The organism is Microcoleus sp. SVA1B4, from assembly GCF_036700545.1.
Lineage (GTDB): Bacteria > Cyanobacteriota > Cyanobacteriia > Cyanobacteriales > Microcoleaceae > Microcoleus.
Genome location: NZ_JAUBPB010000004.1, coordinates 126,489 through 139,009, shown reverse-complemented (window position 1 = coordinate 139,009; position 12,521 = coordinate 126,489). Strand labels below are relative to the sequence as shown.

The following is a 12,521-nucleotide window of genomic DNA, read 5'->3' as shown; positions in this document are numbered from 1 at the left end:
GCTCTAAGGACGACCATGACTGAAGCTATCTCAACAAAAAATGAATATCAAATAACAGTGAGTTCTCCAGTTTGGCAAAGAGTTGAGCAAATTGCTGCAGAATTTAACTTGTCCGTTTCTGAACTATTGGAACAGATAGGCGAAGGTCAACTCAAAGTTGTTGCCGTTCCAGGTAGTTCAGTAAAAGTGAGTGAGCAAGATATTGCAAATGCTTTCATTTGGTTGGCCGCCCAAACTAATGTAGCAATCAACGCCTACAAGCTACAAAAACTCATGTATTACGCTCAAGCTTGGTATTTAGGAGTTTACGGAAAGCCACTATTTGATGTAGATTTTAAAGCAGAGATTCACGGGCCGGTTATTCCTGATTTATTAGAAAAGTATCAACGCCAATTTAGTTGGGAACGCATTACAGAGAAAATCGAACAACCGAAAATTCCCCAAAAAGTTGGGCAATTTATCGAAGAAGTTGCGGAGGCATATTTTGAGTATGATGATGAAACTTTGGAACGAATGATTTGCAGTGAAAAACCTTGGCTGGAAGCGAGAGGGGATTTGCCGAGAGACGAATCTTGTTATGGGATTATTTCTCACGAATCGATGAAGAAATATTATTCGGGCCGTTTCTTCTCTAAAGAATAAGCTCCGAGGCATTTAAATTGCACGACCGAATACAATTAAACTTTTGTGGGGTGGGCATCCTGCCCGCCCTAAAGATATAAGTTAAATGCACAACAGCTTATAAGGACGATTCCCTACGGGATAGCTGCGCTTCACGCACTTTGTGACAAGTTGGTATGTGAGGGCGCTCTTTTTCAGATTCAAGTATTCGGTTAGCTGCTGCCTTCGTGATGGACTGGATAATCCCGTCAAAATCTTTACGGATTTCTGCAAATTGTTTTACCCAAGTATTATAAGCATAAATCACTTCCTCTTCCTTCTGGCGAGCGTTTGCAATTTGCTTCTCAATCTCTCCGTAGAGTTTTGTTTCCACTTGTCGGAGTTGTGATATCAAATCCGGTAGCATCGTAATTAATATTACCCATTGCTTTCGAGACGACGCCGTGCCTATTAGTGTCAACAGTTAACACTCAACCATTCAGTTTTTCGACCCGCCCGTAAACAGTCAACAGTCAACAATCATTCCGGTGGCACCGGAATTGATATCAAATATAATCACTTCAAACCTAATAATAAGGCGATTCCGCCGATCGCACCAACTACCCCCACAACAGCCCGAAGGCTCACTTTTTCGCCCGCCAGCACCGCTAAAGGCAGTATAAATAGGGGACTGGTAGAACTGAGTGCTTGAGCTATTGCTGCGGGTGCATATTTCAGCGAAGTCTGTTGCAGAAAAATTCCGAGATAGGTTCCTAAAAAAGCTGCTAGAATTATTGCACCTAATAGTTTTGGCGCTTTTAATTGTTTGAAACTATCAAGGTTTTTTGGGTTCAAAAAGCATAGCATGACTGCCATACCACCGCTCAAACGCAAGGCGGCTGTCCACAGGGGATCAATATCTATTTGAGTGAAGGCGGCGCGGGATAAAATTGCTCCAGCGGCGTGGCTTGTTTGTCCTAATAAACTAATACCTAATCCCTGCCAAATATATTTTGATGATAAGGTTGTTTCGGCTGTTCGTTCGGCAATTACCCAAGCTACGCCGCAAATTGTTAAAAGAATGCCAGTACAAGCAATGGGCGATAACTTTTCTTGCAAAAAGATTAAGCCGAATAAAGCTGTTAAAGGGGGAGATAGGGTTTCTAAAAGCAGCGTTCGCCTCGCGCCTAAATATTTTAAGACGATAAAGAAAGCGGTGTCTCCGATGCCAATTCCTAGGCCGCCGCTGATGAGCAGCATTGCTAAAATATTAGGGTTGATTGCGGGTAAGGGTTTACCTAAAATTAGTGTAGTGGCAAGGAGCATGAAAAGGGCGATCGCACCTTTGAGCAAGTTTAGCACCACTGCGGGGAGTTGCTGTCCTACTCGCTGCCAGATTGTGGAAGATAGAGCCCAGACAAATGCAGCGCCTAAAGCGGCGATTTCACCCATAAAATCTGTTAACGGTTGACTGTTGACTGTTGACTGTTGACTGACTAACGACTAATGACTAACGACTAATGACTAATGACTGTTGTTACCGATGCCCGATGCCCGATGCCCGATGCCCGATTCCCCATGCCCGATGCCCGATTCCCCATGCCATATAAATTAGGGTTCCAGACTTATCATCTGGAACCCTAGATTTATTAAGCTTCTTTAGCAGTGGGCGGGGAGAGAATCGAACTCTCATACCTTTCGGTGTCAGATTTTGAGTCTGATGCGTCTACCAATTTCGCCACCCGCCCTTTTTCGTTTCACTATCATAACACACCGATCGATTTCCTGCAAGCAAAGATTCATAATCTTTTGAACTTGCCCAGCGATCGATCTCTCTGGCGCGCAATACTGGTACAGGATGGGACAACTGAGCCGTTTGAGCTTGTTTGAGCATTTCTCCCAGTTGAGTGCTGCTGAGGTCGTCGTAGGCCCGCGCCTGCGCCAAAAACGCATCGACATTCAGTTTGGGAGCTAAAGTCGGCGAACCTCCGGCCAGTTTCATCAACAGCGATGCTACCACTTTTGGGTCTTGGGTGGCGAGCAAGGCGGCGCGATCGCACGTAAATTCCGCACACCGCAACCATTCCAACATTTGCGCCTGCAAACCCTGGGCGAGCACGGTTCCCACAGGCGAAATTTGACCTGCAGCCAACACAATTAAATTAGCCAGAGTCAGGTAAACTCCGTGCTCGCACTTCAAATGCCCCAACTCGTGAGCAATTACTGCCTTAACTTCCTCGTCTGTGAGCAAATCAATCAGAGAAGTGTGCATCACCACAAAAGGCTGTTTTCCCCGCATCGCAAACGTGTAAGCATTTGGCATCGGATGCTGGCGGACATAAAGCTGCGGCGGCTCCAAATCAAGAGTTTTGCAGGCATCCAACAACAATTGATGCAGGTGGGGCAATTGATTTTCGCCGACTTGGACACTGGAAGCCAGATTTTCCAGCATAAAAAACTGTTCGCCAAGTTGTCCCAACAACTGCCGGACGATCAAATCCAGGCCCGGCAGTTGTTTGAGAGTGCTGGTAGCTTCCAAGTCTAGGGGGTGGCGAAACTGGTCTGCTTTCAAACCGATGAGGGGTATGTTAGACATTTTAATCCTGAGTCATTAGTCATTGGTCATTAGTCATTGGTCATTGGAAAGTGGGAATTGGCAATTGGGAAGCGGGAATTGAAAAAGGTTGAATTATTTTTCTTTCTTCCTTTTTCCTTCTTCCTAATGACTAATGACTGCTGACTAATGACTAATGACTAATTAACAGTTTAAACCCGATCGCACGGGATTGACAGGAGCCTCTGCAGTCGCCGGGTCTGTACCCTCTTTGACCCGTCGCAAATTCGCTCCCAATTTTTGCAGCTTCACCTCTAACTGCTCATAGCCGCGGTCTAAGTGCTGCAAGCTGCTGATGGTGGTGACACCATCGGCTGCAAGTCCCGCTAATACTAACGCCGCCGAAGCCCGCAAATCTGTTGCCACTACCGGCGCACCGGACAGCCGCGACACTCCGCGCACAATCGCGACATTACCTTTAAGGCGAATGTCCGCGCCCATGCGGTTGAGTTCTGCTACGTGGCGCAAGCGATTCTCAAACACGGTTTCTTTGATCAAGCTGTCTCCTTCGCTCAGCGTCAGCAAAGCCATAAACTGAGCTTGCATATCTGTGGGGAAACCAGGGTAAGGCAGAGTTTCGATGTCTGTGGCAGAGTGAGTTTGGCCGGGAACTATCCGCAAAATGTCGGGGGATTCTGCAATAATTTTCGCCCCAATTGTCTGCAATTTGGCAATGACTGCGGTCAGGTGGTCGGGAATTACTGGCGACAAACTGATTTCCGAGTGAGTGATGGCTCCTGCTACTAAAAATGTTCCGGCTTCAATGCGATCGGGAATAATTGAATAGTCTACCGCGTGCAGCTTGGGAACTCCCGAAATGACGATCGTATTCGTGCCAGCGCCTTGAATTTTTGCTCCCATTGCGCGGCAGAAATTCGCCAAATCTGCGACTTCCGGCTCTTGAGCCGCATTTTCAATCACGGTTTCTCCTTCAGCCAGAGTCGCCGCCATCATCAAAGTTTCAGTTGCGCCGACGCTGGGGTAGTCCAAATAAATTTTGGCTCCTTTCAGGCGGCGGTTCGGCCCTTTGACGTAAGCGTGAACGGTGCCGTGGTCGATGTGAACTTCGGCACCGAGGGCTTGCAAACCGCGAACGTGAAGTTCAACGGGTCGGGCACCGATGGCACACCCACCGGGCAAGGGCACTTTGGCAAATCCCAAACGCGCTAGCAGCGGGCCGATGATGAAGAAGCTCGCCCGCAGTTGGCTGACTAATTCGTAGGGGGCTTGAGCGTCTATGAGGTTGCTGGCGTTGATGTCTAAAACGTCCCCGTGCTGCTGTAATTTGACTCCTACAGCCGAGAGAATTTGCCCCATGCGGGCGACATCGACTAGACCGGGAACGTTGCGGAGACGGCAATCCTCTGGGCATAGCAGGGCTCCTGCCATGACGACTAAGGCCGAGTTTTTGGCGCCGCTGATTTTGACGTGTCCTTTAAGGGGCTGGCGACCCCAAATTTGCAATACTTGTTGGTCGCTTTCAGGTGAAGCTGGCAGGTTAGATGAGTTCTGAGCTGGTGTAATGGGTTTGCCCTCCATAATTCGCTTCGTTACTTTATACATTATTAATTTTGGTTCGATTTTACCGGAAAGTTTTTATATGTCTAGGGGTGACATTTGGAATTCCGGGAATTCTCTTTCCTCTAATTCACTAGGGACAAGGCTTTCAGGTTTAATCGCACAAATAATGTCGATCGAGTTTCATGGAGTTATCTGTATCAAAATTTACGTTAATTTGTAGCGCTCGCTCGGATCGGAGATATTGTACTTTTGTCAACGAACTTTTGAAGTAAAAGCCGACTCGGTTGTTGACCGAAAATTTGGGTGCAAGCCCCGTCCTTTTAGGACGGCTTTAAGTAGACTTCTTGAAAAAGCGTTTCAACGTTTGCTCATGATTGTGGTAGAATCAGGTAGGAGGAAAGAGCAAATGTTTCATTTAGTCTACGAATTCAAACTCAAACCAACGGCAGGACAAATAGCAATCTTTGAAGATTGGCTAGAACAATGCCGTCGCGTATACAACTACGCATTGGCCCTGCGTAAACATTGGTTTGAGTCTCGTAGTTGTCGAATTAACGCTTGCTCTATCCGATCTGAGTTCATCATTCGGGCCGAAACAAAACGACCAACTTATGCAAGCCAGTGCAAAAGTTTAACTACGGCTAGGGCAAACATACCCACATTGGCTGCCGTCGCCGTACACGTCCTCCAGCAAACACTGAAAAGGCTTGAAAAAGCGTTTGTGAGTATGTGGGAACAAAAACACGGTTTCCCCCGCTTTAAGAAAGCAGGAACAATGCGATCGTTTGTGTTCCCACAATTGGGGGTTAACCCCGTCCAAAATCAAGGGGTGAAGCTCCCTAAAATTGGTTTGGTTAAGTTCCATCAATCACGGACTATCCCTGATGGTGCAACGATTAAGCAAGCAAGGATAGTCCGTAGGGTTAGCGGTTGGTACGTGATGTTAACCCTACAATGGGACGTTTCAGTACCCACTCTAATGCCCCACGGTGAAGGTATCGGAATTGATGTGGGACTAACTAATTTTCTAGCAACTTCTAACGGTCTTTTAGTCAAGCGCCAAAGATTTTTTAAAGACGCAGAACGCAAGCTTAAATTGCTGCAACAACGTGTCTGTCGTAAAAAACTAGGTTCTAACAATTGGCGTAAAGCTCAAAAGAAAGTCGCCAAACTGCATGAATACGTTGCTAACAGTCGGAAAGATTGGCATCGTAAATTATCTCATCAAATCTGCCAAGATGTGGGAATGATTTTCGTTGAGGATCTGAACCTGATGGGGCTGTCTAGGGCGATGCTAGGGAAACACTGCTTAGACGCAAGCTGGGGTCAGTTCTTCACAATCCTAGAGCAAACTTGTTTGAAATATGGCGTGTATTTTCAAAAGGTAAGCGCCCATAAAACGAGTCAGGTTTGCCCCAATTGTCTAGCAGAAACAGGAAAAAAACAGCTTGATGAGCGTACTCATTCATGCTCGAACTGTGGCTATACAACAGACAGAGATGTTGCAGCCGCTCAAGTAGTTCTAATTAGAGGACTTGCAGCCGTAGGGCATACGGTCAAGATGCTTGCCGAGGGTAAATTCATTGGAATCCCTGCGAATCAAGAATCCCCTCGCCTTTAGGCAGGGGTATGTCAAAAAGGTGTAAGATATCGGTTCGATCGACCATGCCAGAAAGTTAACACATTGTCGATCGCCCCATTGCCTGTGCTACCCTGTGACAACAACCTAGAGCCAAAGCTACTCCTAGCATATGGTTCACATTAAACGGATCGAACTAACTAACTTTAAATCTTTTGGCGGCACGACGGCCATTCCCGTGCTGCCCGGTTTTACTGTGGTTTCCGGGCCCAACGGTTCTGGGAAGTCGAACATCCTCGACGCTTTGCTGTTTTGTCTCGGACTTTCGAGTTCTAAGGGAATGCGGGCTGAACGTTTGCCGGATTTGGTGAACAGCGCCCAAAACAAACGCGGTACGATCGAAGCTAGCGTGACTGCGACTTTTGCCCTGGAAGATGTGGGAGAGGAATGGTTCGCGCGGGATGAAGATGAGGAGGAAAATGCAGCAGATGAGTTATCTGTGGAAGCAGAGGAAGTCGAAGCGATAGAAACTGCCGAAACTCAAGACAACAACGGACAATCATCTGCCAATCGAAAATCCAAAATCGAAAATCGAAAATCGGAAGAGTTATCTGTTGAAGCAGAGGAAGTCGAAGGGATAGAAACTGCCGAAACTCCAGATAACAACGGCCAATCATCTGCTAATCAAGAATCGCCTCTCTCAGTTGCAGAAGCCGAAGGGATAGAAATTACCGAAACTCAAGACAACAACGGCCAATCATCTCCTGTCAATCGAAAATCGAAAATCCCAAATCCAAAATCGGATGAGTTATCTGTTGAAGACGTAGAAGAGATTGAAATCGCAGCAACTCAAGACAACAACGGGCAACTACTCGCTACTAATAAAAAATCCAAAATCCAAAATCCCAAACCGGATGAGTGGAGTGTAACGCGCAAACTTCGGGTAACTCGCCAAGGTACTTACACTTCAACTTATTACATTAACGGCCAACCTTGCACGCTGACTCAACTTCACGAACAACTCAACCGCTTGCGAATTTATCCCGAAGGCTATAACGTCGTCCTACAAGGAGACGTTACCAGCATTATTTCGATGAATTCTAAGGAACGCAGAGAAATCATTGACGAATTGGCTGGCGTGGCTCAGTTCGATCGCAAAATCTCTTTAGCTAGGCAGAAGTTGGATGAAGTTAAGGAGGTGGAAGAACGCAGCAGTATTGTGGAAAAAGAGCTGATTTCTCAGCGCGATAGACTGGCTTCCGATCGCACAAAAGCGGAAAAATATCAAAAATTGCGGGCGGAATTTCAAGAAAAATCGCAATGGGAAATTGTGCTGAAATTCCGGCAATTGCAGCAGCAAGAATGGAAACTGCGCGAACAAATCGAAATGGGCGATCGCACTTCTGCATCTCTCACCGAACAACTGCAAACAATTAGCACCCAAATTCAAGCAGCAACCGCCGAACTTGACGCGCTGAATGCCCGCGTTAAAGCTTTGGGAGAGTCGGAATTGTTGGCTTTACAAGCGACGATTGCCACTCAGGAAGCGGAACGGCGGCAACTGCAAAACCGCAAACAGGATTTGGAAAAAACTGCTGGGCAAATGGCGGCTAATATAGCACAAACCGAGGAAGAAGTTCGGCAATTCCGGCAAAGTTTGGAGCAAATTGAGATTGAAATATCTTATGTTAAATCTCAGCAGGGGAGTTTTCAGGAACAGCGGGACGCAGCCCAGCAAAGTTTAGATGAAAATCGGGAAATTGCAAATGCGATCGCCTCGACGGCAGAAGTTTGGGTACAGCAGCAAACGGAACTGCACCGCCAAATCGAAACAATTCAACAAACTTTGGAACCGCAGCGTACAGAACAAGCTACCATTGGCGAAAGAGCCGATCGCCTGCAAAGTCAAATTCAAGAACAAAACCAATCGCTGCAAGTATTACAACAGGAAATAGAAGCGAAAAAAGAGCAGCAATCTCGCCTGGTGGAAACCAAAGGCGTGGCATCTTTGCAAGTAGAATCGCTGAATCAGATTTTAGTCGAAGCCGAACAAGAATTGCAACTGCAACAGGAAACTCAAACTCGTTTGTTGGAAGAACAGCGGGAAAGACAGCGCAAATTAGACAAACTAGAAGTGCAGTTTCAAGCACTGCAAGAAGCGACGGGAACGTTTACTGCAAAAATTGTCGCGCAAAGCGGAATTGGCGGAGTTTGTGGCTTGGTGGCGCAACTCGGCAGGGTAGAACCGCGCTATCAGTTGGCGCTGGAAATAGCGGCGGGCGGGCGCATGGGAAATATGGTGGTGGAAGATGACAGCGTGGCTGCTGCTGCGATCGAATTGTTGAAACAAAAACGGGCGGGAAGGATGACGTTTTTGCCTTTGAATAAGATTAGGGGCGGCAGGTATTCGGTGAATGAAAATTTGCGGCGCGCGGCTGGGTTTGTGGATGCGGCTGTTAATTTGATTGATTGCGATTCGCGGTATCAGGAAATTTTTGCTTACGTTTTTGGCAGTACGGTTGTGTTTAGCAACCTCAGCGACGCGCGCCGCTATTTGGGACAGTACCGGATTGTCACTTTGGACGGGGAAATTTTGGAAACTAGCGGGGCGATGACTGGGGGAAGTTCTACTAATAGATCTACGTTACATTTTGGCACGGTTGATGCTAGCGAGGCTGCTATTGAAGCGCGGACGATCGCGTCTTTGCAAGAAAGGTTGGAGGAAATTGAGCGGATTTTGGAACGGTGTAAAATTGCGATCGATCGCGCTTCTGTTGCAGTCAAAACTCGCAGCCAAGAATTGATGGAAGCGAAACAAAATTTGCGCGAACATCAGTTGCGCTTGGAACAGTTGGATTCAGAAATTAAGAATTTGCAAGGGCAACAGGAACAAGTGCGATCGCAAATTGCGAAAAATACACAGGAATTAATTAATTCGCGATCGAGATTGCAGTTGCTGGAACGAGAATTGCCCGCACAGGAAACTCAATTGCAGCAGTACCGCCAAACTTTGGCGCAGTTGGAAGAGTCGAACAGTCACAGCGAATGGCAGCAAATGCAATCGAGTTTGCGCGCTTTGGAAGCGCAACTGCAAGAGCGAGAATTGGCTCTGAGAACCGTCCAGCAGCGCCTGGTAGACTTGGAAAATCAATTCGGGCGTTTGGAAGACAAAATTAAGGAAGGCAGCGAGAAATTGCAGGAATGGCAAGTGCAGCAAAACGCGGGGGCGGATGCGATCGATCGCATTGTTTCGCAGCAGTTAGAACTCGATGGACAAATTGCCGCAGCTAAGGCGGCTTTGGGGGAAATTGAGGAAAAATTGGGCGTGCAGAAGGGGGAGCGCGATCGGGCGGAATCTCAATTGCGAGAACAGCATTTAGCCAAACAACAGTTACAATGGCAGTTGCAAAAACTTCACGAAACCCAGCAAGAACGCCGGGAACAATTGGCCGCCATCCGCACTCTCTTGGAAACGCAGCGGGCGGAAATGCCCGACCCCGTGCCGTCGATTCCTGAAAATGTTGAGAAAGCCAATTTGACGGAATTGCAGCAGGAAGTAAAGGCGATCGCCAAACGCATTCAAGCTTTAGAACCAGTCAATATGCTAGCCTTGGAAGAATACAACCGCACTCAAGAACGCCTTCAAGAATTAAGTCAAAAATTGACGACATTGGAAGGAGAACGCACTGAACTGCTGTTGAGAATCGAAAATTTTACCACACTCAGGCGGCGCGCTTTTAAGGAAGCTTTCGACGCGGTTAACGAGAACTTCCAGACTATCTTTGCGGAACTTTCCGAAGGCGATGGCTATCTCCAGCTAGATGACCAGGAAGACCCCTTCAGCAGTGGCTTGAATTTGGTGGCTCACCCGAAGGGCAAACCCGTACAGCGGCTGGCTTCCATGTCTGGAGGCGAAAAGTCGTTGACGGCGCTGAGTTTTATTTTTGCCCTGCAACGCTACCGCCCGTCTACGTTCTACGCTTTTGATGAAGTGGATATGTTTCTAGATGGGGCAAATGTGGAGCGATTAGCTAGAATGATAAAACGACAGTCTGAACAAGCCCAGTTTATTGTTGTGAGTTTGCGGCGACCTATGATTCAATCGGCTGAGCGTACAATTGGTGTTACTCAAGCACGGGGAGCTTATACTCAAGTCATAGGACTGAAGTTGTAGTCCCGGAGTGTCTGTTGATGACCCTACCCAAAAACGGGTACAAGCCGCCGACAACAGTCGTGGATAGATCAAAATTTTAGACCCTAGTTCCAGCTCCCACATTCCTCTGTGGAGTAAATCTAAAATCTAAAATCTAAAATCTAAAATCGACTGACTGAAGTTGTAGTCCCGGAGTGTCTGTTAACGCTCGTGTTGAGTGATATATGTACTTATTGACACTCCTCGACCTGAAGGTACGAGGATTCTTGGCTCACCGAGACCACTTAAACTAGATTCCTTGAAGTCTCTAGCCCAGAGGTGGGACTCTCCCCAAGCGTTAATTCGGGTATGCCCTACCCTATTTGCTTTTAGGCAAGTCCTGTTTCAGTTTGAAGCAAATTCGCTTCACATGCTGTTTGTCTAGCTCCTCTGAATCTTTTACCTACTGCGAGGTGGAGTCTAGAAAAATGCAGTAGAACCGCTTAGATTCAATTTTCAAGGTTCAGCGCTTTGTCTTTTGACAGCTAGGTTTTTAGAGTGGTTGATTACCTTTCCACTACTACAAGCATACAGCAAAGCCGTGCTAGAAGCACGGGGGTTTTAGGCCCATTTTTATGATAAATAAGGATTAAAGTTAGAATGACATCAGAACAAATCTGCCAACGCTCCGACCTTCTCGGCACTCAAGTCATCACTCGCGACAGAGGTAAACGCTTGGGGGTGGTTAGTCAATTGTGGGTGGACATCGATCGGCGGGAAGTTGTGGCGATCGGTCTGCGTGATAATATATTCGCGGTCGCTGGAATGCCGAGGTTTATGTTCCTCAACAATGTCAGCGAAATCGGCGACGTGCTGTTGGTGGAAGATGAGAGCGCGATCGAAGATGATGTTGATGTTGAAGTCTACAGCATTTTGATTAACAGCGAAGTTATTACCGAAACCGGCGAACTTTTAGGTAGGGTGCGGGGCTTTAGGTTCGACCCCGAAGACGGTAAGTTAGTTTCTATAATTATCGCTTCCCTGGGAATCCCCCAAATCCCCGACCAAGTTCTCAGCACTTACGAGTTGGGGATTGAGGAAATTGTCAGCAGTGGCCCGAATCGCTTGATTGTGTTTGAAGGTTCCGAGGAAAGGCTCAGGCAGCTTAGTGTGGGTTTGCTGGAGCGCGTTGGTTTGGGCCAAGCACCTTGGGAACGGGAAGAGGACGAGGCAGGTTATTATCCGAAACCCGTGGCTACGGGAAATCAATTGGGCCCAGGCGTGCGGATACCTGCACCGGAAATGCGGAGCCGGGTAGCTGCGCCTGCGGTGGAGGAAGTTCCTTGGGATGAGGATTTAGAGTGGAATCGGCCTGCGGTTCGCCAGCCGCCCATGCGCGCGGTGCAGGTACAGCAGCAGCCAATCGACGATTACGAGGATTACGAAGAGGATAATTGGGGCGGGGAGGAGGACGATTACGAAGAGGAGGAGTACGAGGAGAAGCCGCAATACACTCGCGCCGAGATTTCTCGCCCGAAGCAGCCGGTGGTGGAGTACGAAGATGATGTGGAGGCTGATGCTTGGGCTGATGATGAGGCACCGAAGCCTTACCAGGCTCCTCGCGTGAATATTCCTGAGAAAACTAAGACTCCTGAGTACGAGGAGGAGCCTGGTTATTAGAAATTAATCAATTAGCTCAAACCAATATTTTGCACTCTTCTTAAGAACGGGCAAGATGCCCGTTCCACAAACAGTAGATTTTCTTGTGGAACGGGCTTCTAGCCCGTTGCTGATATTGGTGCAAGATGTGAGTTTAAACTGAGATGTTGCACCATTCTTAAGAACGGGCAAGATGCCCGTTCCACAATCAAGTTTATTTTTTGTGGAACGGGCTTCTAGCCCGTTGCTGATATTGGTGCAAGATGTGAGTTTAAACTGAGATGTGGCACTATTCTCGCTTAACAGGCAAGATGCCTGTTCCACAAAGAGTAGATTTTCTTGTGGAACGGGCTTCTAGCCCGTTGCTGATATTGGTGCAAGATGTGAGTTTAAACTGAGATGTGGCACTATTCTCG

General features: G+C 47.5%; 9 protein-coding genes and 1 tRNA gene. 4 read left to right on the top strand and 6 right to left on the bottom strand.

The features are described 5' to 3' along the window. The first annotated feature begins 15 nt into the window (after window positions 1-15). Complete coding sequence (locus QT987_RS03590; protein WP_333237313.1) at window positions 16-642, top strand: type II toxin-antitoxin system antitoxin SocA domain-containing protein; 627 nt, start codon at window positions 16-18, stop codon at window positions 640-642. A 97-nt stretch (window positions 643-739) separates the two neighbouring features. Here QT987_RS03590 and QT987_RS03585 read toward each other — a convergent pair whose 3' ends face one another. From QT987_RS03585 to murA, 5 genes are all read right to left on the bottom strand, one after another. Beyond that, window positions 740-1,081, bottom strand: coding sequence for a hypothetical protein (locus QT987_RS03585; protein ID WP_333237311.1), 342 nt, complete (start codon window positions 1,079-1,081; stop codon window positions 740-742). 95 nt (window positions 1,082-1,176) lie between these two features. Then, window positions 1,177-2,052: a DMT family transporter gene (locus QT987_RS03580; RefSeq protein ID WP_333237309.1), complete on the bottom strand. Its 876-nt coding sequence runs from the start codon at window positions 2,050-2,052 to the stop codon at window positions 1,177-1,179. 214 nt (window positions 2,053-2,266) lie between these two features. After that, window positions 2,267-2,348: transfer RNA gene (locus QT987_RS03575), tRNA-Leu, on the bottom strand. Further along, complete coding sequence (locus QT987_RS03570; protein WP_333237307.1) at window positions 2,327-3,196, bottom strand: M48 family metallopeptidase; 870 nt, start codon at window positions 3,194-3,196, stop codon at window positions 2,327-2,329. Before QT987_RS03570 ends, QT987_RS03575 begins: the two co-directional genes overlap by 22 nt. A 162-nt stretch (window positions 3,197-3,358) precedes the next feature. Next, a complete protein-coding gene (gene murA / locus QT987_RS03565) occupies window positions 3,359-4,777 on the bottom strand; it encodes a UDP-N-acetylglucosamine 1-carboxyvinyltransferase (RefSeq protein WP_333237305.1) in 1,419 nt (472 codons plus the stop codon). A 364-nt stretch (window positions 4,778-5,141) separates the two neighbouring features. On the opposite strand from murA, the gene QT987_RS03560 reads away from it, so the two are divergent. The 3 genes from QT987_RS03560 (at window position 5,142) to QT987_RS03550 (ending at window position 12,126) form a co-directional block, all read left to right on the top strand. After that, window positions 5,142-6,356 (top strand): transposase, encoded by a 1,215-nt coding sequence (locus QT987_RS03560; protein ID WP_333237303.1) that lies wholly within the window; start codon window positions 5,142-5,144, stop codon window positions 6,354-6,356. A gap of 130 nt (window positions 6,357-6,486) precedes the next feature. Then, window positions 6,487-10,488 carry a chromosome segregation protein SMC gene (gene smc, locus QT987_RS03555; RefSeq protein WP_333237301.1) on the top strand — a complete coding sequence of 1,334 codons (4,002 nt, stop codon included), beginning with the start codon at window positions 6,487-6,489 and terminating at the stop codon, window positions 10,486-10,488. Between the two features lie 618 nt (window positions 10,489-11,106). Continuing rightward, window positions 11,107-12,126, top strand: a complete 1,020-nt coding sequence (locus QT987_RS03550) for a PRC-barrel domain-containing protein (protein WP_333237299.1) — start codon at window positions 11,107-11,109, stop codon at window positions 12,124-12,126. Between the two features lie 3 nt (window positions 12,127-12,129). Here QT987_RS03550 and QT987_RS03545 read toward each other — a convergent pair whose 3' ends face one another. Beyond that, window positions 12,130-12,429: a hypothetical protein gene (locus QT987_RS03545; protein WP_333237297.1), complete on the bottom strand. Its 300-nt coding sequence runs from the start codon at window positions 12,427-12,429 to the stop codon at window positions 12,130-12,132. Between the last annotated feature and the right edge of the window lie 92 nt (window positions 12,430-12,521).

Excerpts from the sequence above, each read along its gene's own strand:
- QT987_RS03590 (WP_333237313.1), top strand. The coding sequence starts at position 16 with ATGACTGAAGCTATCTCAACAAAAAATGAATATCAAATAACAGTGAGT.
- QT987_RS03580 (WP_333237309.1), bottom strand. The coding sequence starts at position 2,052 with ATGGGTGAAATCGCCGCTTTAGGCGCTGCATTTGTCTGGGCTCTATCT.
- QT987_RS03570 (WP_333237307.1), bottom strand. The coding sequence starts at position 3,196 with ATGTCTAACATACCCCTCATCGGTTTGAAAGCAGACCAGTTTCGCCAC.
- murA (WP_333237305.1), bottom strand. The coding sequence starts at position 4,777 with ATGTATAAAGTAACGAAGCGAATTATGGAGGGCAAACCCATTACACCA.
- QT987_RS03560 (WP_333237303.1), top strand. The coding sequence starts at position 5,142 with ATGTTTCATTTAGTCTACGAATTCAAACTCAAACCAACGGCAGGACAA.
- smc (WP_333237301.1), top strand. The coding sequence starts at position 6,487 with ATGGTTCACATTAAACGGATCGAACTAACTAACTTTAAATCTTTTGGC.
- QT987_RS03550 (WP_333237299.1), top strand. The coding sequence starts at position 11,107 with ATGACATCAGAACAAATCTGCCAACGCTCCGACCTTCTCGGCACTCAA.